The organism is Agrobacterium sp. CGMCC 11546, assembly GCF_013365515.1.
Lineage (GTDB): Bacteria > Pseudomonadota > Alphaproteobacteria > Rhizobiales > Rhizobiaceae > Agrobacterium > Agrobacterium fabrum.
This window is the reverse complement of the sequence record NZ_CP047387.1, coordinates 1421295-1446402: the sequence shown is the minus strand read 5'-3', so window position 1 is coordinate 1446402 and position 25108 is coordinate 1421295. Positions and strand designations below refer to the sequence as shown.

General features: G+C 59.3%; 23 protein-coding genes and 1 tRNA gene. 8 read left to right on the top strand and 16 right to left on the bottom strand.

The annotated features are described in order from the left end of the window. Positions 1–413: 413 nt before the first annotated feature. The 7 genes from glp to GSF67_RS07200 form a co-directional block, all read right to left on the bottom strand. Positions 414–1631 carry a gephyrin-like molybdotransferase Glp gene (gene glp, locus GSF67_RS07225; protein WP_006314422.1) on the bottom strand — a complete coding sequence of 406 codons (1218 nt, stop codon included), beginning with the start codon at positions 1629–1631 and terminating at the stop codon, positions 414–416. Next, a complete protein-coding gene (gene moaC, locus GSF67_RS07220; protein WP_006314424.1) occupies positions 1632–2138 on the bottom strand; it encodes a cyclic pyranopterin monophosphate synthase MoaC in 507 nt (168 codons plus the stop codon). A gap of 7 nt (positions 2139–2145) precedes the next feature. Continuing rightward, positions 2146–2961 (bottom strand): indole-3-glycerol phosphate synthase TrpC, encoded by an 816-nt coding sequence (gene trpC / locus GSF67_RS07215; protein WP_006314425.1) that lies wholly within the window; start codon positions 2959–2961, stop codon positions 2146–2148. A gap of 10 nt (positions 2962–2971) precedes the next feature. Further along, the gene (gene trpD, locus GSF67_RS07210) at positions 2972–4000 is read right to left on the bottom strand and encodes an anthranilate phosphoribosyltransferase (RefSeq protein ID WP_006314426.1); all 1029 of its coding nucleotides are present in this window, start codon (positions 3998–4000) and stop codon (positions 2972–2974) included. 14 nt (positions 4001–4014) lie between these two features. Continuing rightward, a complete protein-coding gene (locus GSF67_RS07205; protein ID WP_006314427.1) occupies positions 4015–5907 on the bottom strand; it encodes a peptidyl-prolyl cis-trans isomerase in 1893 nt (630 codons plus the stop codon). Between the two features lie 268 nt (positions 5908–6175). After that, a complete protein-coding gene (locus GSF67_RS26220; RefSeq protein WP_006314429.1) occupies positions 6176–6310 on the bottom strand; it encodes a hypothetical protein in 135 nt (44 codons plus the stop codon). Positions 6311–6351: 41 nt separating this feature from the next. After that, on the bottom strand, positions 6352–6531 hold the full coding sequence (locus GSF67_RS07200) for a hypothetical protein (RefSeq protein WP_006314430.1): 180 nt from the start codon (positions 6529–6531) through the stop codon (positions 6352–6354). A gap of 438 nt (positions 6532–6969) precedes the next feature. Here GSF67_RS07200 and coaD point away from each other — a divergent pair, with 438 nt between their 5' ends. The 6 genes from coaD to GSF67_RS07170 all read left to right on the top strand — a co-directional run bounded on the left by coaD (position 6970) and on the right by GSF67_RS07170 (position 12420). Beyond that, the gene (gene coaD / locus GSF67_RS07195) at positions 6970–7464 is read left to right on the top strand and encodes a pantetheine-phosphate adenylyltransferase (RefSeq protein WP_006314432.1); all 495 of its coding nucleotides are present in this window, start codon (positions 6970–6972) and stop codon (positions 7462–7464) included. A 29-nt stretch (positions 7465–7493) separates the two neighbouring features. After that, positions 7494–8063 carry a peptidylprolyl isomerase gene (locus tag GSF67_RS07190; RefSeq protein WP_006314433.1) on the top strand — a complete coding sequence of 190 codons (570 nt, stop codon included), beginning with the start codon at positions 7494–7496 and terminating at the stop codon, positions 8061–8063. A 36-nt stretch (positions 8064–8099) separates the two neighbouring features. Then, positions 8100–8609: a peptidylprolyl isomerase gene (locus GSF67_RS07185; protein WP_006314434.1), complete on the top strand. Its 510-nt coding sequence runs from the start codon at positions 8100–8102 to the stop codon at positions 8607–8609. Between the two features lie 241 nt (positions 8610–8850). Continuing rightward, positions 8851–9933: a tRNA preQ1(34) S-adenosylmethionine ribosyltransferase-isomerase QueA gene (gene queA / locus GSF67_RS07180; protein WP_006314435.1), complete on the top strand. Its 1083-nt coding sequence runs from the start codon at positions 8851–8853 to the stop codon at positions 9931–9933. Beyond that, positions 9933–11063 carry a tRNA guanosine(34) transglycosylase Tgt gene (tgt, locus tag GSF67_RS07175; RefSeq protein WP_006314436.1) on the top strand — a complete coding sequence of 377 codons (1131 nt, stop codon included), beginning with the start codon at positions 9933–9935 and terminating at the stop codon, positions 11061–11063. Before queA ends, tgt begins: the two co-directional genes overlap by 1 nt. Before the next feature lie 196 nt (positions 11064–11259). Further along, positions 11260–12420, top strand: coding sequence for an aminodeoxychorismate synthase component I (locus GSF67_RS07170; RefSeq protein ID WP_006314437.1), 1161 nt, complete (start codon positions 11260–11262; stop codon positions 12418–12420). 10 nt (positions 12421–12430) lie between these two features. On the opposite strand, the gene GSF67_RS07165 is transcribed toward GSF67_RS07170, so the two are convergent. From GSF67_RS07165 to GSF67_RS07125, 9 genes are all read right to left on the bottom strand, one after another. After that, the gene (locus GSF67_RS07165) at positions 12431–13525 is read right to left on the bottom strand and encodes a helix-turn-helix transcriptional regulator (protein ID WP_006314438.1); all 1095 of its coding nucleotides are present in this window, start codon (positions 13523–13525) and stop codon (positions 12431–12433) included. A gap of 948 nt (positions 13526–14473) precedes the next feature. Next, positions 14474–15751, bottom strand: a complete 1278-nt coding sequence (locus tag GSF67_RS07160) for a type III PLP-dependent enzyme (protein WP_006314439.1) — start codon at positions 15749–15751, stop codon at positions 14474–14476. Then, positions 15735–17267, bottom strand: a complete 1533-nt coding sequence (locus GSF67_RS07155) for an AMP-binding protein (protein ID WP_006314440.1) — start codon at positions 17265–17267, stop codon at positions 15735–15737. Before GSF67_RS07155 ends, GSF67_RS07160 begins: the two co-directional genes overlap by 17 nt. Continuing rightward, complete coding sequence (locus tag GSF67_RS07150; RefSeq protein ID WP_006314441.1) at positions 17264–17527, bottom strand: acyl carrier protein; 264 nt, start codon at positions 17525–17527, stop codon at positions 17264–17266. The genes GSF67_RS07155 and GSF67_RS07150 overlap by 4 nt, the downstream gene beginning before the upstream one ends. Positions 17528–17633: 106 nt before the next feature. Then, on the bottom strand, positions 17634–18374 hold the full coding sequence (locus GSF67_RS07145; protein WP_035216023.1) for a hypothetical protein: 741 nt from the start codon (positions 18372–18374) through the stop codon (positions 17634–17636). A 282-nt stretch (positions 18375–18656) separates the two neighbouring features. Then, positions 18657–19784, bottom strand: coding sequence for an S-(hydroxymethyl)glutathione dehydrogenase/class III alcohol dehydrogenase (locus GSF67_RS07140; protein WP_006314443.1), 1128 nt, complete (start codon positions 19782–19784; stop codon positions 18657–18659). 149 nt (positions 19785–19933) lie between these two features. Beyond that, positions 19934–21391, bottom strand: coding sequence for a methylenetetrahydrofolate--tRNA-(uracil(54)-C(5))-methyltransferase (FADH(2)-oxidizing) TrmFO (trmFO, locus tag GSF67_RS07135; RefSeq protein ID WP_006314445.1), 1458 nt, complete (start codon positions 21389–21391; stop codon positions 19934–19936). A gap of 366 nt (positions 21392–21757) precedes the next feature. Beyond that, entirely contained in the window at positions 21758–21901 is a 144-nt protein-coding gene (locus tag GSF67_RS07130; protein ID WP_003515516.1) for a DUF1127 domain-containing protein, read from the bottom strand. Positions 21902–22352: 451 nt separating this feature from the next. After that, positions 22353–22499, bottom strand: a complete 147-nt coding sequence (locus GSF67_RS07125) for a DUF1127 domain-containing protein (protein WP_006314448.1) — start codon at positions 22497–22499, stop codon at positions 22353–22355. A 657-nt stretch (positions 22500–23156) separates the two neighbouring features. Here GSF67_RS07125 and GSF67_RS07120 point away from each other — a divergent pair. Next, positions 23157–23239, top strand: a tRNA-Leu gene (locus GSF67_RS07120). Between the two features lie 240 nt (positions 23240–23479). Next, positions 23480–24958, top strand: a complete 1479-nt coding sequence (gene tig / locus GSF67_RS07115) for a trigger factor (RefSeq protein ID WP_035215923.1) — start codon at positions 23480–23482, stop codon at positions 24956–24958. Positions 24959–25108: the final 150 nt, after the last annotated feature.

Here is a 25108-nt window from a genome sequence, read left to right as displayed (position 1 = left end):
TTTATGGAAAACTAAATTTTGTTCCCTGAAACTTATTTTTCGTCTACTTTTATCTTATTTAATTGATAATCATCAGTAATTTTCATTTTGTAGGATTTCCGTAGTTTTTGCCTCTACTGTTCGTCTTGGTGCCAGCATCGCATTTATTCTGTCAATCCCAATAACGGGATTCATCTGATTTATTTTGGCACAACAATGTGGAGAAGTGTCCCGCTAAGGGATAGGGATAGCGCCGTCGAGACTCCGCTTTAAGGCGGTTATTTTTATCCCTCGTGTCGATATACAGGGATGCTACAGTTTTATCCCTGTTTGCCGCGGCTGGCGCTGGCACCATTTGGTGAAGGCGAGGCGACCAATCGGCAAGATTGGGAAAGGGCCTGCTCATTGCGGGCCCAAATCCGGCCCGCTGCCTGTCAGGGCTTCAGCCTTATAACCGGGCATATCGCCCCGGGCGCTGCCTCCGGCGCGTGTGGCGGGCGCACGATCAGGCCATCAGAATGGGCCAATATCTTCATCATGGATGAATCCTGCTTCGCATAGGCTTCCGCCACCAGCGCACCGTTTTCGTCCGCGCTGAAACGGGCGCGCAGATAGTCCTGCCGCTGGTCATTGGCTTTCAGCGGCGTTGCGGTGCGGGCCGATGTGCCGCGCTGCAGCGGCGCACGACGGGCGATCCTGCGGATCAGCGGCTCCAGGAAGAGCAGGCCGCAGACGAGGCTTGCGACCGGGTTTCCGGGCAGGCCGAGAACCTGCGTGCTGCCGATCGCGCCGACCATCAGCGGTTTTCCCGGACGCATGGCGATGCGCCAGAAATCGAGCTGCATGCCTTCCGCCTTCAGGGCCGCCTGCACGAGATCATGGTCGCCGACCGAGGCGCCGCCAAGCGTCACCAACACGTCCACCCCGGCCGCAACGGCCCTGCGGATGGCGGCGCGGATGAGGCTGTCATCATCGGCGATGATACCGAGATCGATAACCTCGGCGCCTGCCTGCCGGGCCAGTGCGGCAACGCCAAATGTGTTGGAGGCGATGATCTGCGCGGGTTCAGGCGCGCTCCCCGGCGGCAGCAATTCGTCACCGGTGGCGAGAATGGCGATGCGTGGCCTGCGATAGACGGAGAGTGCCGCGTGGTTCATCGCCGCCGCCAGCGTCAGGTCGGTGAAGCCGAGTTCGCGGCCGGCTTCCAGAGCCGTTTCGCCTTCAGTGAAATCCTGCCCGCGCGGGCGGATGTGTCGCCCGGCGGTGACAGCGAAGGTGGTGCGGATTTTTCCGTCGTCCAGCAGTTCGGCGTCTTCCTGAATGAGGATCGTATCGGCGCCATCAGGCACGGGTGCGCCGGTGAAGATGCGTACGGCTTCGCCTTTGCCCACCGTGCCCGCGAAAGCATGGCCGGCAGCCGCCTGACCGATGAGGGTAAGGATCGAGCCGATCTCCGGCGCGTCGGCGCTGCGCAGCGCATAACCATCCATGGCCGAGGCATCGAAGGGGGGCTGGGTAAGGCGCGCGGCCAGATCGGCCGCGAGAACGCGGCCGTCACAGTCGGCAAGCGGCAGGGTCTCGCTGTCCGTTACCGGAACTGCTGCATACAGAAGGCGCGTAATGGCCTCGTCCACGGGCAGCAGCGGTTTCATTCAGTTCTCCTGTCGCCCGAAATCGCTGGCTTTGAAATCACCGGATTTGCCGCCGCTCTTTTCGAGAAGGCGGATATTGACGATTTCCATCGCCTTGTCGGCGGCTTTCGCCATGTCATAGATCGTCAGGCAGGCGATGGAGACGGCGGTCAGCGCTTCCATTTCCACGCCAGTCTTGCCCGACAGTTTCACCATGGCCTCGACCCGCAGGCCGGGCAGGGTGACCTCTTCGGTAATATCCACTGCCACCTTGGTCAGCATCAACGGATGGCAAAGCGGGATGAGATTGGCAGTCTGCTTGGCGGCCATGATGCCGGCGAGCCGGGCGGTGCCGATGACATCGCCCTTCTTGGCATTGCCGTCGCGGATGAGCGCCAGCGTCTCCGGCTTCATCTTCACGAAACCTTCGGCCACGGCGACACGGATCGTCTCGGCCTTGTCGCCGACATCGACCATATGCGCTTCGCCGCTGGCATCGATATGGGTGAGCTTCTGGCCATCGCTCATCGGGAATTTACTCCGCTGCCAGAATGCCGGAGTGGCCGGTCAGCAGGGCTTTGGTGGCCGCCGTCACATCATCCTTGCGCATCAGGCTTTCGCCGACGAGGAAGGTACTGATGCCGCTTTTCTCGAGGCGCTGGCAATCCTCGAAGGTGAAGATGCCGCTTTCGCCGACCAGCAGCTTGTCGGCCGGCACGAGGCCTGCGAGCTTCTCGCTGGTTTCGAGGCCGACTTCGAAGGTGCGCAGATTGCGGTTGTTGATACCGAGAAGCGGGGAAGTGAGTTTCAGCGCCCGTTCGGTTTCCTCCGCATCATGAACTTCGATCAGTACGTCCATGCCAAGCGCAAAAGCCTCGTCCTCGAGCCGCTTCGCCTCGTCGTCGGAAAGCGATGCCATGATCAGCAGGATGCAATCCGCACCCCAGGCGCGGGCCTCATGCACCTGATAGGTATCGAACATGAAATCCTTGCGCAGCGCCGGCAGAGCGCAGGCATTGCGGGCGGCGGTCAGGAATTCCGGCGCGCCCTGAAAGCTCGGCGTATCCGTCAGGACCGAGAGGCAGGCGGCACCACCCGCCTCATAGGCAGCGGCCAGCGCCGGCGGGTCGAAATCCGGGCGGATGAGGCCCTTGGAGGGGCTGGCCTTCTTGATTTCGGCGATGAGGCCGAACTTGCCTGCGGCCTGCTTTGCGCGCAGCGCCTTATAGAAACCGCGCGGTGCGCTCTGGTCTGCGGCCATGGCCTTCAGATCGGCCAGCGAAACCTTGGCCTTGGCGGCGGCGATTTCCTCCAGCTTGTAGGTCTCGATCTTTTTGAGAATGTCGCTCATGGTCTCGCTCTCATTCCTGCCCTGAATTGGCTTCGTTGGATACGGCGACCAGACGGTCGAGCGCCGCGGCGGCCTTGCCGCTGTCGAGCGCATCGCTGGCAATCGTCATCGCCTGGCTCAGCGTCTCCGCCTTGCCGGCAATGACCAGCGCCGCAGCCGCGTTGCACAGCGATATGTCGCGATAGGCGTTGCGCTTGCCGGAGAGAACCTCGCGCAGCGCCGCTGCATTGGCGATGCCATCGCCGCCCTTGAGATCGTTCATCAGGGCCGGCTCGACACCGAAATCTTTCGGTGTCAGATCGAAGGTGCGGATCTTGCCGTCTTCCAGTGCGGCCACATGGGTGACGCCCGTGGTGGTGACTTCATCCATGCCGTCGCCGTGGACGACCCAGATGCTCTCTGAACCCAAATCCCGCAGCACTTCGGCAAGCGGCACCAGCCAGCGTGGCGAAAAGACGCCGAGCAATTGTCGTTTTGCGCCGGCCGGGTTGGAGAGCGGGCCGAGCAGGTTGAAGATGGTCCGGGTGCCAAGTTCGACGCGGCTCGGGCCGACATGGCGCATGGCGGAATGGTGCATCTGCGCGAACATGAAACCGAGGCCAGCCTCAGCGATGCAGCGGGCGATGAGATCGGGGCCGATATCGAGCCTCACGCCGAGCGCGGAGAGCGCATCCGCCGTGCCGGATTTAGAGCTCAGCGCCCGGTTGCCGTGCTTGGCGACCGGGAGGCCCGTGCCGGCGGTGATGATCGAGGCCAGCGTTGAGATATTGTAGGTGCCGATGCCATCACCGCCGGTACCGACGATATCGATGGCATTGGCGGGGGCCGAAACCGGCAGCATGCGGGTACGCATGGAAGAAACCGCGCCGACGATTTCGTCGACCGTTTCGCCGCGCACACGCAGCGCCATCAGGAAACCGCCGATCTGCGACGGGGTGGCTTCGCCCGACATCAGAATATCGAAAGCCGTGCGCGCATCCTCGCGGTTCAGGCTTTCTCCGTTCGCGACCTTGGCGATCAGCGGCTTCAGTTCGGCCATGTCTCGCCCCCCGGTTAGAAACCGACCATCGCCTGATCGGCGAGGGCCTGATTGATGGTCACACCATAATCATTCTGCAGACGGTTGACCATCTGATCCAGCATGTCATCGCCGGCCGCGCGGGCAATGGCGGTAAACTGCTGGTCGTCATTGGCAAGCGCATCGGCAGGGGCATTGGTGTCAACGGAGGTGACCTTGAAGAGGATACGGCTGGAACCGTCGGCATCGGCCGCGGTGCCGACCACGCCTTCGGCGCCCGAGAAGACGGCGGCGATGGTCTGTCGGCCGAAAATCGCATCCTCGCTGGTGCGGCGCAGGCCGGATTTCTGCTCGACGGCAAGGCTTAGCTCACCGGCGACGGCTTCCAGCGTTTCGCCCTTTTCAACGCGGGCCTTCAGCTCGTCGGCCTTCGCTGCAAGCGCGGTGCGCTGCTGCTCTGCCGTCCAGTCGGCCACGACATCGTCGCGGACTTCGGCAAGCGTGCGGTCGCGGGCAGGGATGATCTGCTCGACGTCGAACCAGATATAACCTTCACGGCCGAGATTGATCGGCAGGGCGTCAGTGCCGGGTTCGGTCTTGAACACGTCCTGCGCCAGTTGCGGCGATGGCAGGCCCTCGATCGCATCGCCCTTTTCATCGAGGCCGGCGGCATCGATGGCGTCAATGGTGACGGGCTTCAGGTTGAGCTGCTTGGCGGCATCGGCGAGCGAAGAGCCACCGGCGCGCAGATCCTCGTAGCGATCATGCACATTGGTGATTTCTTCCGCAGCGGCGGCAGTGGCGAGGTCCTTGCGGATATCTTCCTTGGCTTCATCAAGCGTGCGGGTGGTTTCCGGCTTGATGCCGGTGACGCGCAGAAGGATCGGGCCGAAGGAACCATCAACCACCGGCGATACGCCGCCATCCTTCTGGATGGCGAAGGCGGCATCGGCAATCGACTGGTCGGGGATGGTATCCTTGGTGAATTCGCCGAGGGTAACATCGGAGGCAGTCTTGCCCTGGTCCTTCACCACCTGGTCATAGGTGGTGTTGCCGAGCCTGATCTGCTCGGCGGCAGCGGCGGCCATTTCCTTGTCCGGGAAGGTCAGCTGCTCTACGGTGCGGCGACCGGCGGTGCGGAAGCTGTCCTTGTGGCTGTTATAATAATCGGCGATCTGCGCGTCCGTTACCGAGGCTGGCTCGGCGATATCGGACGGTTCCAGCTTCACATAGGTGAACTTGCGGAACTCAGGCGCGCGGTACTTCGACTTGTTGGTTTCGAACCAGGGTGTGAGCACGTCGTCGCCCGGTGCCTTGACCGGCGGGATGACGGCGTTGGACAGAATGACGTAATCGACGGCGCGCTGTTCGTTGCGATACTGCTTCAGCGCATCCACCAGCACCTGCGGTGCGGCAAAACCATCGGAGACGGCTTCGACGATCTGGCTGCGGACGGCAACCTTGCTGCGCTCCTTGATATAGTCGTCTTCACGGAAGCCGGAATTGCGCAGGCGCTCGCTGAAGAGATTACGGTCGAACTGACCGTTGACCGACTTGAAGGCCGGGTCCTCGGCGATGAGGTTGGCGAGGCGGTTTTCCGAAAGGCCGAGATTCATCTTCGAAGCCAGTTCGTCAAGCGCCGCACCGGCCGCAAGCTGGCTGAACACCTGACGATCGATGCCGAAGGCCTTGGCCTGTTCGGTCGTCAGCCTCGTGCCGAACTGGCGGCTGAGATCGGAAACCTGGCGCTGATAGGCAAGGCGGAATTCCTGCGGGCTGACCGTCTGGTCGCCCACCGTCATGACGGCATGGGAATTGGCGGTGACAAGCGATGCGGAGACGCCCCAGACGCCGAACGAAACAACAAGCAGGAGAAGCAGCAGCTTGGCTGCCATGGTTCGAGAAGCATTTCTCAGGGAATCGAGCATCGTTATGCAAACCTCACAGGAACGTCATCGCGGTCGCCAGCCTTCCGGCCCGCAACGTATCGGCGTTCCTTAAATCAATCCAAAGGGAAATTGAAGGGAATTTGCCTTGGAAAAACGGGGTTTTGAAAACGCTTGTGTGATTGGAGGGCGGTTTTTCCGCCGTCATCTTCTCCGTATTGCCCTGTGAGACGGCAAAACAAAACCGCCCGGAGGGTCCAGGCGGTTGCGAAGAATCGTTTTAAAAAGCGCTGAGGCCGATCCGCCGCGCTCAGAAAGCGCGGTTTCGACGGATCGTCGCCTTGAATTCCTCATCCTCACGCCGCATCTCGGCGACGACGGAGATCATCGACGTCACGAACATTACGCTGATCAGGGCCAGAAGCATCGTCAGAAATGTGAACATGATATCGTCTCCTAGAGTTTTGAGGAAATTCTCCCCGATACTCAGTAATAATTCATATACTGATAACGGGCAGTCAGCTGCGGGTAGTCCGGTCCCTGGGCTTCAGGCTTCTGATCATAAAGGCTAAACGTCGTTGCTACCATTGCGATAACCAGAACTGTCCAGGCGGTGCTGATGACACTGATTTTCGCCGAAGTTGACTGTTTTTCTCTTACAAACATCTGTCTGTTCCTTTGGTTTTTTATTAACGCACCATGTTTCAACATGTTCCGCGTTAACCGTAAAAATCGATTAGCATCGCCCCGGTGAAACTTCCTTGAATGGCTCGTTCATCTGGCGTTCAGAAAACTGGCGAGGGGCGTCATTCGAGAAAAAGATACTCAGCTGCGAATGATGCGATGACCGAAAGGACGATCATGAAGGCCAGCATTTTCAATTCTCCGGGTGATTAACGGGTGAGGGGCGTTTCGGTTTCCCGATGCTGTGCATTTAAACAAAATAGCTGTGAAACCGCACTGAACGGCCCGTTCATGCGCGGTTCACGCCACCCTTCCGGTTGTGGTGCGTGGTTATAAAGTCTTGCGCCGCGTGGCTCTCCATGACAAAAGGCGGGCACATGAATATCCAGCATCGAAGCGCGCCCACCATCTGAGAGCGATATGACGATTGCCTTTTATCCAGGATCATTCGATCCGATGACCAACGGACATCTGGATGTGCTTATCCAGGCGCTGAACGTGGCGTCCAAAGTCATCGTCGCCGTTGGCATCCATCCCGGAAAAGCACCACTGTTCAGCTTCGACGAGCGGGCGGCACTGATAAGCCGGGCGCTTTCCGAAACCCTGCCGGGCGAGGCGGCGCGCGTGGAAGTCGTGTCCTTCGACAATCTGGTTGTCGATGCAGCCCGCCAGCATGGCGCGCGCCTTCTTTTGCGCGGCCTTCGCGATGGCACCGATCTCGATTATGAAATGCAGATGGCCGGCATGAACCGCCAGATGGCGCCTGATATTCAGACCGTGTTCCTGCCCGCCGGCACCTCGTCGCGACCCATTACAGCCACATTGGTCCGGCAGATCGCCGCCATGGGCGGCAATGTCGATGCCTTCGTGCCGAAAGCCGTGCTTGAAGCCCTCAACGCCAAGCTGAAGCGCTGACTTCAGCCTTACATTCTGGAGCCAATCCGATGAAACTCGTTCGATTTGCCTTTGCCGGCGCCCTGTTTGCCGGTGCGCTTGCCGCCAGCACTTTCGCTTCGGCTGCTGAACTTCTGACCGTCCAGCTGAAGGACGGCCCTGTTGTCATCGAACTGATGCCTCAGGTTGCGCCCAAGCATGTGGCGCAGATCGAGGCGCTGGCGAAAAAGGGCGCTTACGACAACGTTGCCTTCCACCGCGTCATCGACGGGTTCATGGCGCAGACCGGTGACGTGCAGTATGGCAACATGGAGAAGGGCTTCAATGCCCAGCGCGCCGGCACCGGCGGTTCCGACATGGCCGATATTCCGGCTGAATTCTCCAAGACGCCGTTCACGCGCGGCGTGGTCGGCATGGCCCGTTCCAGCGATCCGAATTCCGCCAATTCGCAGTTCTTCATCATGTTTGCCGACGGTCCGTTCCTGAACGGTCAGTACACCGTGGTCGGCAAGGTCGTGTCCGGCATGGAAGCCGTGGACAAGATCAAGCGCGGCGCCGGCGGCAACGGCGAAGTTTCCAACCCCGACCGGATGATCAAGGTCACCGTCGGCAAGAAGTAAGGTAGGGCAATAGAGCCCGAAAAGAGGAGAATAACCATGGCCGAGATCAAGGATCCGGAAAACACCATCATCATGGAAACGACGACCGGCAAGGTCGTGATCCAGCTGCTTCCGGAAGTTGCGCCGGGCCACGTTGCCCGCATCAAGGAACTGGTATCGGAAGGTGCTTATGACGGCGTCGTGTTCCACCGCGTCATCGAAGACTTCATGGCCCAGACGGGCGACGTGAAGTTCGGCAAGAAGGGTTCTGAGAGCTTCAACCCGGCCCGCGCCGGCATGGGCGGCTCCGAGAAGGAAGACCTGAAGGCTGAATTCTCCGCCATTCCGCACGTTCGCGGCACCTGCTCCATGGCCCGTTCGCAGAGCCCGAACTCCGCCAACTCGCAGTTCTTCATCTGCTTCACGGATTCCCCGTGGCTGAACAAGCAATACACGGTCTGGGGCCAGGTCATCGAAGGCATGGAAGCCATCGACAAGATCAAGCGCGGCGAGCCGGTGAAGGATCCCGATTCGATCGTTTCCATGAAGCTTGCTTCTGCGGCTTAAGAGATATTGCATCACGCCGCTCCGCAGGCGACTGCGGGGCGGTTCGAATGTGAGAAGTGTTCGAATCTCTCCGTCGTCATCCTCGGGCTTGTCCCGAGGATCTAACCACGTTGACGTCGTGGATCGTTAGATCCTCGGGACAAGCCCGAGGATGACGTCGAGCGTAGAAGCACCCTGTCACCACCTTCCACCCGCCCCATGCAATGCAGGGCGGGTTTTGATATTTTCGAGAGCCCTTGCAATGCGTGTAGACCTGTTCGATTTCGACCTGCCCGAGGAGAATATCGCCCTTCGCCCGGCGAACCCGCGCGATAGCGCGCGCCTGCTGGTGGTCGATCCGAATGAAAACCGCATGGAAGACCATCGCGTCTTCGACCTGCCGTCGTTCCTGAGGCCCGGTGATGCGCTTGTCTTCAACGACACCCGTGTCATTCCCGCCCAACTGGAAGGCGTGCGCCTGCGCGACGGTGCGCCGGAGACGGCCGTTTCGGCCACGCTGCACATGCGTGCTGATCAATCCCGCTGGAAAGCCTTCGCCCGCCCCGGCAAGCGCATTAAGCAGGGTGATCGCATCCGCTTCGGTTACGAGCGCGACAATGCCTGCGGTCTTGCCCATCTCGAAGCCACCGTCGAGGAAAAGGGCGAGGAGGGCGAGATCACGCTGCTTTTCGACGTTTCCGGCCCGGTGCTGGATGAGGCGATAGCCTCTGTTGGCCATATTCCTTTGCCGCCTTACATCGCCGCCAAGCGGCCCGAGGACCAGCAGGACCAGACCGACTATCAGACCATTTACGCCCGCGAGAAGGGCGCCGTTGCCGCCCCCACCGCCGGGCTGCATTTCACCCCCGATCTGTTCGAAGCGCTCGACAGTGCCGGCATCGAACGGCATTTCGTGACGCTTCACGTTGGGGCAGGTACCTTCCTCCCGGTGAAGGCCGATGATACCGACGATCACAAGATGCATTTCGAGATCGGGTATGTGTCGCAAGAGACTGCTGACCGGCTGAATGCGGTGAAGGCGCGGGGCGGGCGCATCGTCTGCGTCGGTACCACCTCGCTGCGCCTGATCGAGAGTGCGGCCACCGAAGATGGCACCATCCACCCATGGTCCGATGCCACCGGCATCTTCATCACGCCCGGTTACCGTTTCCGGGCCGTCGATATGCTGATGACCAATTTCCACCTGCCGAAATCCACGCTGTTCATGCTGGTTTCGGCTTTCTGCGGTCTCGAAACGATGCGTGACGCTTATAAGCACGCCATCGAAACCGGATACCGCTTCTATTCCTATGGCGATTCCAGCCTGTTGTTCCGGAAAAACTGATGCACGAGAAATTCACCTTCACCTTGAAAGCCACGAGCGGCGGCGCGCGCCTTGGCGAAGTCGCCATGCCGCGCGGCGTCATCCGCACGCCCGCCTTCATGCCGGTTGGCACCGTTGGCACCGTCAAGGCCATGTATCTCGACCAGGTGCGCGAGCTGGGGGCCGATATCATTCTCGGCAATACCTATCACCTGATGCTGCGGCCCGGCCCGGAGCGCGTGGCACGGCTTGGCGGTCTGCATGAGCTGATCCGCTGGCCGCACCCGATCCTCACCGACAGCGGCGGCTTTCAGGTGATGTCGCTTTCCGGCCTGCGCAAGCTCGACGAGAAGGGCGTGACCTTCAAGAGCCATGTGGACGGTTCGCTGCACCACATGTCGCCGGAACGCTCGATCGAAATTCAGGGCATGCTCGATTCGGACATTCAGATGCAGCTCGACGAGTGCATCGCGCTGCCGGCCGAGCGCAAGGAAATCGAACGCGCCATGGAAATGTCGCTGCGTTGGGCCGAGCGCTGCCGCGTCGCCTTCGGCGAGCAGCCCGGCAAGGCCATGTTCGGTATCGTGCAGGGCGGCGACCAGCCGGACCTGCGCATCCGTTCCGCCGAAGGTCTGAAAGAGCTTGATCTCAAGGGTTATGCCGTTGGCGGTCTTGCCGTCGGCGAGCCGCAGGATGTGATGCTCGGCATGCTCGATATCACCCTGCCGGTGCTGCCCACCGAAAAGCCGCGTTACCTGATGGGCGTCGGCACGCCTGACGATATTCTGAAATCGGTGGCGCGCGGCATCGACATGTTCGACTGCGTGATGCCGACCCGTTCGGGCCGTCATGGCCTCGCCTTCACCCGCCGTGGCCGCGTCAACATCCGCAACGCCCGTCATGCCGAGGATATGCGCCCGCTCGACGAGCAGTCCAACTGCCCGGCCTCGCGCGATTATTCCCGCGCCTATCTGCATCACCTCACGCGCTCCAACGAAGCGCTGGGCGGCATGCTGCTCTCCTGGCACAATCTTGCCTATTATCAGGAGCTGATGCAGGGTATCCGCAAATCCATCGAGGAAGGCCGTTTCGCCGATTTTTATGCGGAAACCATCGAAATGTGGGCGCGGGGCGACATAGACCCGGTTTAGTGGAGTTGGCGAACCTTTCTTCCACACTCGACGTCATCCTCGGCCTTGTGCCGAGGATCTGCCGAGATAGCTAAAGTCGACGGGCGGCAAATCCTCGGGACATCCTCGGACTTGATCCGGGGACCGAGGATGACGGCGGAGAGGTTTCTTCCCGACGCCCTGAAGTTCCCAGTTTCACCTTCTACGGATTTTTTCCTTGGCACATGCGCCTTACGTTCTTTTCCGGGATGACACGACCGGCACGGTGACAGCCTTCACCGAGCCGGAAGAGATTATCGTCGCGGACGAGCCGGAGGCATTTTTTGCGGCGCTGAAGCGCATGGAAGAACTGCGCCGCGCCGGGAAATATCTTGCTGGCACCATGTCCTACGAGGCGGGTTTCCTGTTCGAGCCGAAGCTTGCGCCGTTTGCGGCCGAACCCCGCAACGTGCCGTTTCTGCGTTTCGGCGTTTTTTCCGGTCCCCAGCCGGATGCGGGGCGGTTTGCACGGCCCGCGAGCCTGCCGGAAGCGGATGCGTTTCTCTCCGATCCCGTGCCGGCATGGAGCCTTGAGGACTATTGCCAGCGCTTCGAGCGGCTGCACGCGCATCTGCGCCGCGGCGACTGTTATCAGGGCAATCTGACCATGCCCGTTCACGCGGGCTGGAGCGGCGATCCGCTCACCGCCTTCTGGTCGCTGGTCGCGCGCCAGCCGGTCAAATATGGCGCCCTTGTCGATCTCGGCGGACCCGTCATCCTGTCGCGCTCACCGGAACTGTTTTTCTCGGTGGATGAGCAAGGGTTCATCGAAACCCATCCCATGAAGGGAACGACGCCGCGCGGCGCGAATGCGCAAGAGGATCGGGCGATCATCGCGGCGATGCTTGAGGATGACAAGACGCTTGCCGAAAACCGCATGATCGTCGATCTCCTGCGCAACGATATTTCCCGCATCACCAAGGTCGGCAGTCTCGATGTGCCGCGCCTGTTCGACATCGAGACCTATCCCACCGTGCACCAGATGGTCAGCCATGTCAGGGCGAAGCTTCTGCCTGACGTCACGGTGGAGGATATTTTCGCGGCGCTGTTCCCCTGCGGTTCGGTAACCGGCGCGCCGAAAATGTGGGCAATGAAGATTCTGCGCGAACTGGAGCAGACCCCGCGCGACGCCTATTGCGGCGCAATCGGCTTCATATCTCCAAATGGTGAAATGCGCTTTTCGGTGGCGATCCGCACGCTCACCCTGTTCGACGACGGCCGCGCCGTCTTCAACGTCGGCGGCGGTATCGTGTTCGATTCGGAAGCCGAGGCGGAGTATGATGAATGTCTGCTGAAATCGAAATTCGCAGTGGGTGACAGGTTGTTGCGGGCCTCTTGATGATGATCTGCTACTTTCCTCCTCCATCTAGACCTAAGAGAAAGGCAACGAGATCAGCCTGGTCGTTGATGTCAGTTTTGGCAAACACGTTGCGAAGATGAGTTCTTGCCGTCTCATAAGAAATCGCCATAGCGCGGGAGATTTCGCGCAGGCTTTCGCCGCGCGATATCCTTCCAGCCAGAACTGCCTCGGTGCGTGTCAGGCCGAAAAGTTCTTGTAAGGTTGAAGCCGCAGGCATGCCTCGCTGGTATGGATCAACCAATATAATGTAGGTTTGGCAGGGTGAAAAAATATCTTTTGCGACACCTCTTGCCGGAGAAACAAAGGCGACGAGCGGCGTCGAGTTCCACCTTTTTAAAAGCACGGGACTGTTGAAGCATTCCTGTGGGCGGATGCATGAAATACCGGTGGCACGATCCAGTCTCACCGCTGACTGCCGACAAGCCGGAACTAAGCGTTTATCGCGAATACGAAGATCGTCGTCGAACATCTGTTCAGCAGCAGCATTGATGCGGACAACCTCGCCAAATCGGTTTAGCATCACCACCGCCTTACCACTAAAGGTAAACGCTTCAAGGGCCGAATCAGCTCGCGAGAGGCCCAATGCATTGGCGAGGACAGCGCTGGCGGACAGACTGCGGGACAGTGGCAAAAGCAGACTGGCTTCGGTCTCGCTGAACGAACCCTGCCTTTCCGATCTTTGGAAAGATAGTGCCCATTCTTCTCCTAAGCCAACAAACCTCAGCCCGGCGAACCACCTGAGACCGAAGGAACGTAGCAACTCCTGATAATAAGGGCTCCGGTTCATTTCCTCGATAGTCAAACAATCCAGATCAGTAGCGTAACCCCTGCGGTTCATTAATGGGATGGAGCGAAACCTGGGATCAATCTTTATCCACTCATCCTTGAGATAAATTGCTGCGATTTCCGCGCAACTGGAACTCGCCGGAACATCAAGAGCGGCCTGTTTAAGGGGGAGGATCACCGCCCCGGCAGCTCCAAAGCCCTCGCTCATGGTATCCAGAGCACTGTTCCAGTTGTTGTGTCCCCAAATTGCGTCCGAAAATGCGTCTGCAATCTGATTGATGTTCCAACCGGCAACCATGTTGAATAACCTTGCTAAAAAATATCGCTAGTTGAAGTTTTCATTAAGCGGTCATTTCTTTCCAGTGGGGTGAAATAACACTGGTAAGTTTGCCACTTATACTCCAACTGGGTGAGGGAAGGTTTTGCTTTATTGAAATAGTATTTAGAAACCATCTGTTTCATAGAGTATAATTGAACAGAATGTGAATTATATTTCAGTAAAATTGGAGTATTTGATATGATTATTAAGCATTTCACAAACCGATCGACAATAGCGTCGTCATTTGTAATTTTCGCTGCGGTAGTTTTTTCTTCATCTCAGGCGTTCGCGACAAAAGGCATCGAGTATCGTGGGGGTGGTGGCGGTGGTAGTAGCACTATTAACCGGTCCACCTCTGGAGGCTCTGCTGCAACAGGTGCCCTAATAGGGCTAGGCTTAGGTTTACTTCTTGAAGGATTGGCAAATGCCCCAACAGCGCGGGCGGAGACCTTTGAACAGGAAAAATCAAGTGAGCAACTCAATCGCGAATCTCGCGAGCGGTGGCGCAGGGCTATGGAGGCGAAAAAAAGGCGAGCTGAGAATGTCAGCGCTAATGCTTGTGTTACGTTCGATAGTCGCAGCAACTTAAACGACTTCATCGTCAACAACTGCAACGTTCCGATTGTTGTCAGGTGGCGTGACAGCGGCTCCTGCAAAACTGGATGCATGAGTGGCGCGCCCGCCGGAGGACGCTCCACCATTACGAAAATGAAGGGCTCCTCCACATATACGTCATGCCAGGGTCGCTCCTGCACGCCGGGTAGGTTGTGATCCGCGAACTCTTTCGCGCCGGCGCAAATGGTAATGCGTCGGCGCATCGGCATTTACCAAGATAATGGTATAATGTGGCTAGAATGTTGGATAATATATAGAAATGACCTTCGTATAATATCTGCACAAGCAGTTCTTTTTTGCGCCCTCCACCCTTCACCGCACGATCACCTCAACCGCACCATCCTCCACCAGCACTTCCGTCGCCGCTGGGTGGCTGAGAAAGCCCGATGGGCTGGCGCTTGCGCCATAGGCGCCCGATTGCAGGATGGCCACGAGATCGCCGGCTTTCAGTTTTGGTAGGGCCGCATTGCGGGCGAGCGTATCGAGCGGGGTGCAGAGCGGGCCGACGATGGTGGCTGTCTCATCGTGTGCCGCCTGCATCATGGCCGGTGCGACGATGGGGTAGTTGCGTTTGACGATCTGGCCGAGATTGCCGGAGGCTGCCAGGTGGTGGTGCATGCCGCCATCCGTGACCACGAAGGTGGTGCCGCGCGAGGTCTTTACCGAGTTGACCTCTACCACATAGAGGCCGCCAGGGCCGGCGAGGAAGCGGCCGGGTTCGACGATGACATGGGCATCGGCGATCAGCGGATGCGCCTTTAGAAGCGCCTTGAGATCGGGAATGGCGGCAGCCACCTTGGCGAGATCGAGCGGTGTTTCCCCGGTGAAATAGGGGATGCCGAGGCCGCCGCCGAGATCGATGGTTTCGAGCGGTTTGCCGAGCATTTGCGCCATGCGACCTGCAAGAGCGATGGCGTGTCGCCATTGGGAGACAAGCATGTCTGCATCGAGGATCTGCGTGCCGCCGTAAATATGGATACCAACGAGATCGATATGTCTGACGTTCGCAAAGAGCTTCAGGACGTTTTCCAGCTCTTCCTCGTCGAACCCGAAGGCGGTGGCCTTGCCGCCCATGCGCATGGCGCCCGCCTGCGCATCCGGCACCGGATTGATGCGGATCGACGCCTTGACCGACCTGCCAATCGCCTCGATGCGGGCGATTTCTTCCGCACTCTCGATGTGGATTTCGCCGATACCGCCCTCGATCACCTCGCGCAATTCGGTCATGCCCTTGCCGGGGCCGGCGAAGATGATGTTATCAGGCGCGACACCGGCCTTCACGGCAGCGCGATATTCACCGACGGAGGCGATTTCAGCGCCGGCGCCTTCCTGCCGGAAGAGTGAGATTATTGCGGGCAGGGGATTGGCCTTCACCGAATAATAGATATCGGCAAAACCGGAAAGCGCTGTTTCGAGATCGCGATAGGCGCGGCGCATGGCGCTGTTATCATAGAGAAAACACGGGGTTCCCGTCTCGGCAACGATATCGCGCACCGAAAGTCCGCCGATCAATAGATCGTTTTCGTTGATATCGAATAGTCCGGCGGCAAGGGCCGGGCCGTGGTTCTGGGATTTATCCGTGGGCGCCATTGTCCGTCCGTTCGCGCACCAACGCGCGGTAATCCACCTTGCCATTGGCGGTGATCGGCAGCCGCTCGACCAGTTCGATGGCGCGCGGGATCATGAAGGGGGCGAGCATTTCGGCGGCTTTCTTCAGCGCTGCCGAAACATCGATAGTCTCATTGGCCGCGGTTGCCACGGCGTGTACTTTTTCGCCGGCAAAGGGGTCTGGCAGGCCGATAACGGCGACCTCACGGAACAGCCCCGTCGACATCAGGCTTTCCTCGACTTCGGTCGGGCTGATGCGATAGCCCGAGGATTTGATCATCGCATCGTTGCGGGCAACGAAGCTGAAGAAACCGTCTTCGTCCTCTACCGCCAGATCACCGGAATAACACACCGTCTCACCGCCGAGCGTTGCCGGAATGAAGGGATGCGGGCGCAGCACCTTTGCCGTGTCTTCCGGCCGGTTCCAGTAGCCGAGAGAGACTGTCGGGCCACGATGCACGAGAATGCCGGGCTCGCCCGGTTTCGCCCTTTGTCCCTTATCGGTGACGATGAAGATTTCACATTCGGGAATGGCCTTGCCGATGGAGGTCGGGCGGCGGTCGATTTCGTCCGGCGGCAGGAAGGTGGAGCGGAAGGCCTCGGTCAGGCCATACATCAGATAGATTTTCGTGTCCGGCAGCTTTTCGCGCAGCGCCTTCACGGTTTCCTGCGGCACACGCCCGCCGGAATTGGTGATGTAACGCAGATGCGGCAAAGGCGTTTTAGCAAGCAAAGGGGCTGCCCGCGTCAGGATCGCCCAGATTGTCGGTACACCGGCAAGACCGGTCACGGCCTGGTCGCGCAGATCGCGGACGATCTCGTCGCCCAGCCGGAAGGTGGAGATGATAGTGGTCGCGCCCTGTTCCACCGCCGTCAGCAGCTGGTTGAGGCCATAATCGAAGCTGAAGGGCAGGAGGGAGAGAATACGGTCCTTGCCGGTAATATCGAGATAGGTACGCACGATCCGCGCACCGGCCAGAAGATTGCGGTGCGACAGCATCACACCCTTGGGCGAGCCGGTGGAGCCGGATGTATAAAGGATGGCCGCGAGGTCTTCACCGATTGCCGCCGAAGGGCGGGCGGCAGTGTTTTTGCGTGCCGTGATCTCTTCCACCGGCAGGATCGTGACATGCGGAAGGTCAGTCAACGCCGTCTTCAGCTCATCCATCATTGCCGTGCTGCTAATGACGATCTTCGCGCCGCAGTCGCTGACGATATGGCGAATTTGCTGCGCCTTCAGCAGCGCATTGACTGGAACGAAAACGCCCGATGCCATGCTGACGCCGAAGATCGACCAGCATTCCTCGATGCCGCGTGGCAGGTAGATGACGACGCGATCGCCGCGCTCTGCGCCTGCTTCCTGCAATGCCGCTGCACAATGTGCTGCTGCCTCCGCGAATTCGCGATAAGTCAGCAATTGTTCCTTATGCACAAGCGCCTGATCCTCGCTTGCCGCACGGGCAGCCAGAAGATGGTGCAGCAGGAAATGCGGTGTCATTTCCTCCGTTCCCTCAGAACGAAGGTGATGAGATCGGCGGGCGTGCCGAGATTGTCAGGGGTGAAATGCTCGTCATTCAGAATGATGCCGAAACTTTCGCCGAGAAAGACCATCAGTTCCAGAAAGCCGAGCGAATCGATCACGCCGCCTTCGAGAAGCTCGGTGTCGGCGGAGAAAGGCGCGTAGGCGGGAAAACGGTCAGCAAGGTAGGAATAAATGGTGTCGGCAACGTCGATTTCATTTTCTTTCGCCACGAGCATGCTTGTTCTCCAATTCCCCGTTTGATCCCCATGGACCCGCTCCGGAACGACGCTTTGCCTGTAAAGGCCAGGATTCCATCAGGTCACGCAGGATTCACTAGAATACCTAGGGTGGCAATAACACCAACTCTGAGTATGTTTCGTTAATAAATTGTGGGTTCCATGCGCCTTTTACTTGTATTGGCGCGAATTTATGTGCGGCAAAGCCACCGGCGCGACGGTCTTTTTCGCAAGCCGCCATGGTCAGGGCAAGCCGGCCTTTGCCAAGCAGGTGGCGGGCAATGGCGGGCAGGTGCCGTTGTGCGATCTGCCGGTCCTCGCAATAGATCAGACGGGCGGAGGGCAGTTTTTTCGTCGTGGTTTTCAGGAATACCAGCGGGTGGCGTCGGCCTTCCGCCTCCAGGATGGCCACGATGCAGCCGAGACGGGCGTGGTCTTCCAGCATCTCGCGTATTTCAGAAGACAGGGTTTCCGCCGTTGTCTGCGTCAGCGGATGGAGCCGCGCGCCTGCCGGACGAAATGCCGTCAGCGGCAGGGGATAAAACAATGTGCAATCCGTCACCGTGTGAAAACCCAGCCGCTCGTTCAGCTTGCTGGCTTCGGGCGAGGCGGTGAGATCGGTGAAGAGTTCGTTTTCGTCCGATGACGCCATCTGCAGCATGCGCGGCGCGAACCAGCGGCAGGACGGTTCGACATACCAGCTTGAAAGATTGACGATAACCCGGCCGGTATCGGGCAGGCGGCTTCTGATCGTCAGCAGCACACCTGCGGCATCGTCGCCCTTCATCAGCAACTGGCCGATCGGGCCGAGATGACGCCGCTCGTGATGTTCACCGATAAGCGACAGGCCACGCGCCCAGAAGGCCTCGCTTTTTTCCGAGAAACCTTTCGCCAGAAGTCCAACGGCGGCGGCGCGGTTTCCGTTGTCTATCGGTACGATTTTCAGGGGTCGCTCTCCGCTCACTGGCCTTGCTCTGGCCGGGGAGAGATTTTCAACTCCGCCGCGCAGTATTGGCTTACGACGATAGATTTACCGTGCCGTTAATCGCCATGGCTGCAGGAGGCCGGCGGCGATCACATTTACATGAATGGCGGGCGCACCGTCAGGCGCGCCCGCCTTCGCACGGAATCAATAAACAACGACGCCGCGGATCGATTCACCCTTGTGCATCAGCTCAAAGCCCTTGTTGATGTCTTCGAGCGGCATGGTGTGAGTGATCATCGGGTCGATCTGGATCTTGCCTTCCATGTACCAGTCGACGATCTTCGGCACATCGGTGCGGCCGCGCGCGCCGCCGAAGGCGGTGCCCATCCAGTTGCGGCCGGTGACCAGCTGGAACGGACGCGTGGAGATTTCCTGGCCGGCACCGGCGACGCCGATGATGACCGACTTGCCCCAGCCGCGATGCGAGGCTTCCAGCGCCTGGCGCATGACCTTGGTGTTGCCGGTGCAGTCGAACGTATAGTCTGCGCCGCCGATCAGGTCGCCATTACGCTTCGTCATGTTGACGAGATAGGGCACGATGTCGTCGCCGACTTCCTTCGGATTGACGAAGTGGGTCATGCCGAATTTTTCGCCCCAGGCCTTGCGGTCGTTGTTGATATCGACGCCGATGATCATGTCCGCACCGGCAAGACGCAGGCCCTGCAGCACGTTGAGACCGATGCCGCCGAGACCGAAGACGATCGCCGTGGAGCCAATCTCGACCTTGGCGGTGTTGATGACGGCGCCGATACCGGTCGTGACGCCGCAGCCGATGTAGCAGACCTTGTCGAAGGGCGCGTCCGGGTTGATCTTGGCCAGCGCGATTTCCGGCAGGACGGTGAAATTCGAGAAGGTCGAGCAACCCATATAGTGGTGGATCTTGTCCTTGCCGATCGAGAAGCGCGAGGTGCCGTCAGGCATCACGCCCTGGCCCTGGGTGGCGCGGATGGAGGTGCAGAGATTGGTCTTGCGCGAGGTGCAGGAGTAGCATTCGCGGCATTCCGGCGTGTAGAGCGGAATGACGTGGTCGCCCTTCTTGACCGAGGTGACGCCGGGGCCGACATCCACGACGATGCCCGCACCTTCATGGCCGAGGATTGCCGGGAACAGGCCTTCCGGGTCAGCGCCAGAGAGGGTGAAATCGTCGGTGTGGCAGATGCCGGTGGCCTTAACCTCGATCAGCACTTCACCGGCGCGGGGACCTTCAAGCTGAACGGTCATGACCTCGAGCGGTTTTCCTGCCTGAATAGCAACGGCGGCGCGAACGTCCATATTCGATCTCCTCAGTCTTTAATATCAAAGTAAAAAGGTTTTGCCCGAGCGCGGCTGGCCGGGCAAGGCAAAATCCGGTGACCCGGAATGGAAAAAGGGCATGTGCGGTCACACGCCCCTTTATTCTGGCTGATAGATGCGGGCAGGGCCTATGGCGTTGCGTCGCTCTCTTGTTTCGTTGCGACGCGTTCCACGCCAAGCCACGCCGCACAATCCTTCAGCGCCCGCGCTGCGACGAGCTGGCGTTTCATGATCGTCTTGTCCTTGCCGCGAAAACGTTTCACACCATCAGGCTTGACGATGGAGCCCGGCTCCAGTTCCGGGAACAGGCCGAAATTGATGTTCATGGGCTGAAAGGAACGCTTGCCCGGCTCATCATCGGATGAGAGGTGGCCGCCGGTGATGTGGTTGAGGAGCGAGCCCAGCGCCGTGGTGGCCGGCGGCAGGCTCGGGGCCTCGCCCTTGCGCTCCGCAGCGGCGAAGCGGCCGGCGAGCAGCCCGACGGAGGCGCTTTCCACATACCCTTCGCAGCCGGTGATCTGGCCGGCAAAACGCAGGTCGGGCCGCGATTTCAGCCTCAGCGAGCGGTCGAGCAGGATGGGAGAATCGATATAGGTATTGCGGTGCAGGCCGCCTAGGCGCGCGAATTCCGCATTTTCCAGACCCGGAATCATGCGGAACACGTCCGCCTGCACACCGTATTTCAGCTTGGTCTGGAAACCGACCATGTTGTAGAGCGTGCCGAGCGCATTGTCCTGCCGCAACTGGACGACCGCATAGGCTTTAACGGTCGGGTTATGGGCGTTGGTGAGGCCCATCGGCTTCATCGGGCCGTGGCGCAGCGTCTGGCGGCCGCGCTCCGCCATGATCTCGATCGGCAGGCAGCCGTCGAAATAGGGCGTGCCTTCCCATTCCTTAAAACCGACCGTATCGCCGGCGATCAGCGCGTCGATGAAGGCGTTATATTGCTCCTCGTCCATCGGGCAGTTGATGTAATCCTTGCCCGTGCCGCCAGGGCCGACCTTGTCGTAACGCGACTGGTACCAGCAGATATCCATGTTGATGCTGTCGCGGTGCAGGATGGGGGCAATGGCGTCAAAGAATGCCAGCGCATCTTCGCCCGTCTCAGCCTGAACCGCTGCTGCCAGATCCGGTGAGGTGAGCGGGCCGGTGGCGATGATGGTGCTGCCCCATTCCTTCGGGGGCAGGCCTGTTACTTCTTCGCGGACAATTGTCACCAATGGGTGATTTTCAAGCATATCCGTTACGGCCTGCGAAAACCCGTCACGGTCGACGGCCAGTGCGCCGCCGGCCGGCACCTGGTGTTTGTCGGCGCAGGCGATGATCAGCGAGCCGGCAAGCCGCATTTCCGCATGGATGACGCCGACCGCATTGGCCGTCGCGTCGTCGGAGCGGAAGGAGTTGGAACAGACCAGTTCCGCCAGCGTATCGCCCTTATGCGCATCCGTGCCGCGCACGCCGCGCATTTCGTGCAGGATGACGGGCACACCGCTCTCAGCAATCTGCCATGCGGCTTCCGAGCCGGCCAGTCCGCCGCCCACGACGTGAATGGGAGAATGGGTCTTGTCTTGCATACTGGCGTCCATGAACCGCACGCGGGGCAAAGCTCCCGTCCGGCGGCTGTCATTCGAGTGATGGTTTCGCTCGGGTCCCTTGAGGACGCGGCATTGTTGCGGGATGCACTAGCATGCATGGCCGGGGCAGCCAAATGTTTTTGCGGGGGGAATAAGCGCGGGAATAGCCGATTGGCGTTATGGATCGAGCGCATGCCGCTGGTTTCTTCTCCTCGCCGGGGAGAAGAAACATGCTGCGATGCCGGGCGCTTTTCCAAAGGCTGGTTTCTCCAGCCGAACCCCCGGAATCAAAAACGGCGCCAGAGGCGCCGTTTTCTTAAAACCTGTCGCTCGATCGTCGCGCCCTGGAGGTCGGGCAGCGGGACGATCTTTTACGCCTTAGCGGAACGAACGGGAAGCAACGTTACGGATGTCGTAACGTGTCAGGCCGATGTCGCTCAGGGCCTGGTTGGACAGGCTGCCGAGTTCGTTGATCGTGCGGCGGTAGGAGATCCAGTTCTTTGCGATGCGGATAGGGTTCATGATCGTTTCCTCAATCTTTCTTTGATTTCGTCGGCCGGCTCAGTGTTTCTGTGCTCTCGGCTGTTGAGGTTTTATATATAGACATTGAGCCATGTTGTGCAGTGCAGAATTTAGGCTACTGCCATGCATTTGTGCACTATGTCGGCTAAATTTGCGGCTTCAAGCGGCACCTGAGCAAAATATGGGCGGAAGTGCCTGCGTTTCGGGCGCTTTTGCTGGATTCGGCTGATGCGGAGGGTTTTGGCGGGTGTTTCGGGCGGGCGGAGGAGGCCGGAGGGCCTGCCGGCGCTGCTTTGACGCATGCGTTTTGATGCGTCATGCCCTGAAGATGCACGACGATGCATTTGGGTGTTCGGAGCCCAAACGAAAAAAGGCCAGAGGCGGGAGCCTCAGGCCTTTTTGGGGAAATCGTCTGCGCATCCGCCGCAATGAGCGGCGGCGCGTTTTATTATTAGAAGCCGACGGCGGTCTTGGCGACGCGGCGGATGTCCTGACGGCCGATGCCGAGGTCATTCAGTTCGCGGTCGCTCATGCGGCCGAGTTCGGTTACGGTCTGACGATACTTGCGCCAGTTGGTCAGCGAGCGTGCAATGTTCATTTTCATCTTCCTCTTCGTGCTGTTCAGTCTCTGCGGCCAGTCTTGGGAGGCTTTGGTCCGGGGCTGAACTGATCTCTGTATGACCATGAATATAATCGGTTTAAGCGAAACAAAAACAGACAAAGCAAGATGTCACCTATGCACGAAACGCAAGGCAAGCCGGTAAATTGACCCGATTGCGGTGATTCATGCATAATTTGTGACCAATTTATGAGCTTTTGGTGGCTATAGAGGGTTCTGCGATGCGAAGACGTGCGGCGGAGCCGGTGCAAGCCCGGTGCGGGGCGGTGTGCGAAGGCGGAAGGCTGGATTGCGGGTTTGACAGCGGGCAACCCTTCGGCACTGCCAGCCGCAAGCGGTGCTATATATAATGTCAGCATAGCCGCATAAATATTGCCGCCTTGCCGGATGCGCTTCCCTTGCAGGCGCGGGGCTGCATTGAGAACGAAGAGTGGAGATGCGGGTGGTTTTCCTGTTCGGGACAAGGCCTGCCTGATTGCCTGTTCATTTCCGTCCCGCGCTGGTGGCAAGCAGCGGAAGAGGGCTCGCCGCCTTCCAGCAATTCGGTGCGGTCAATAAAAGTCCGGAGGAAACGAAAGGCGGCCATACGGCGTGCTTGACCCTTTCAGAACATTGTGACATACCGCCGCCCAACGTGCGGGTATGGCGGAATTGGTAGACGCATTGGTTTTAGGTACCAACGCTTCGGCGTGGGAGTTCGAGTCTCTCTACCCGCACCACAAGCAAAGCATGGCTGTGCCACGCTTGTGCCAGAGTGCATCTTTATAAGATGCGGGGAGCTTCGGGGTTCATTTCTCCCCTTTGGTCTTTTTCTCCGGTGCAGGCGAAACGGTGTCCGGCAGGCGCTTGTGTAAAGAAATAAGGGAAGCCACGGCCGGGGAACGATGTTTCCGGCGCAGTGCTCGAAAGTAAACCAACGGCTGTCTGAGCACCGCCGCCATGATGTGAAGGTTAGGAAAATGCAGGTTATCGAAACGCTCGCTGATGGGCTGAAGCGCGAACTCAAAATCGTTATCCCGGCTGCCGACATGAAGGCCCGTCTGGATGAGCGCCTGGTTGACGCCAAGGACAAGGTTCGCATCAACGGTTTCCGTCCGGGCAAGGTGCCGATGGGTCACCTGAAGAAGATGTACGGCAAGTCCATCATGGCCGACCTCGTCAACGAGCTGGTTCGTGAGAAGCCTTCCGAAATCCTTTCCAGCCGCGGTGAGAAGTCTGCAACGCAGCCGGCCATCTCCATGACCGAAGACGAGCAGGAAGCCGAAAAGATCCTGTCGGCCGAATCCGATTTCGAATTCACCGTTGCCTACGAAATCATTCCGGCCATCGAACTGAAGGCCAATGACGGCATCAAGGTTACCCGCGAAGTTGTTGAAGTCTCCGAAGACGAAATCAACGAGCAGATCCTCAAGATCGCCGAAAGCGCCCGTACCTACGAGACCAAGAAGGGCAAGGCCGCTGATGGCGACCGCGTCACCATGAACTATCTCGGCAAGGTTGACGGCGTTGCCTTCGATGGCGGCACTGCTGAAGACGCTGAACTGGTTCTCGGTTCGGGCCGCTTCATCCCCGGCTTCGAAGATCAGCTCGTTGGCGTTAAGGCCGGCGACGAAAAGACCATCACTGTGACCTTCCCGGCCGACTACCCGGCTGCGAACCTCGCAGGCAAGGACGCCACCTTCGACGTCACCGTCAAGGAAGTTGCTGCCGCTGCTGCTGTCGAAATCAACGACGAACTGGCTGAAAAGCTCGGTCTCGAATCGGCTGAAAAGCTGAAGGAAATCGTCAAGGGCCAGATCGAAAGCCAGTTCGGCAACGTCACCCGCCAGAAGGTCAAGCGTCAGATCCTCGACCAGCTGGACGAGATGTACAAGTTCGACACGCCGGCTGGCCTCGTCGACGCCGAGTTCGACAACATCTGGCGCCAGATCAACACCGATCTCGCCCAGTCCGGCAAGACCTTCGCTGACGAAGACACGACCGAAGAAGAAGCACGCGAAGAATATCGCAAGCTTGCTGAACGCCGCGTCCGTCTCGGCCTCGTTCTTTCTGAAATCGGCGAAAAGGCCGGCGTCGAAGTGACCGAAGAAGAAATGCAGCGCGCGCTGTTCCAGCAGCTGCAGCAGTTCCCGGGCCAGCAGAAGGAAATCCTCGATTTCTTCCGCAACACGCCAGGCGCTTCCGCTTCGCTGCGCGCTCCGATCTTCGAAGAGAAGGTCATCGACAAGCTGCTCACCGAAATCTCGGTAACGGACAAGACCGTTTCCAAGGAAGAGCTGCTGGCTGACGACGGCGAAGAAGAAACGGAAACCAAGAAGAAGGCTCCGGCCAAGAAAAAGGCTGCTGCCAAGTCTGACGACGCCGCTGAAGGCGAAGAAGCCGCTCCGAAGAAGAAGGCTCCGGCCAAGAAGAAGGCCACTGAGGCCGACGCCGAATAATCTTCTTCAGTGCAAGCTGATTGAATGGAAGGGCCGTGGCGAAAGCTGCGGCCTTTTTGTTATTTTGGTGATGGTAGGATACCGGGTTTGGGCTCTTAGCGGTGATCCACAGTCTGCCAAATTTCATCATTTGGCAGTCCATGAACCGCC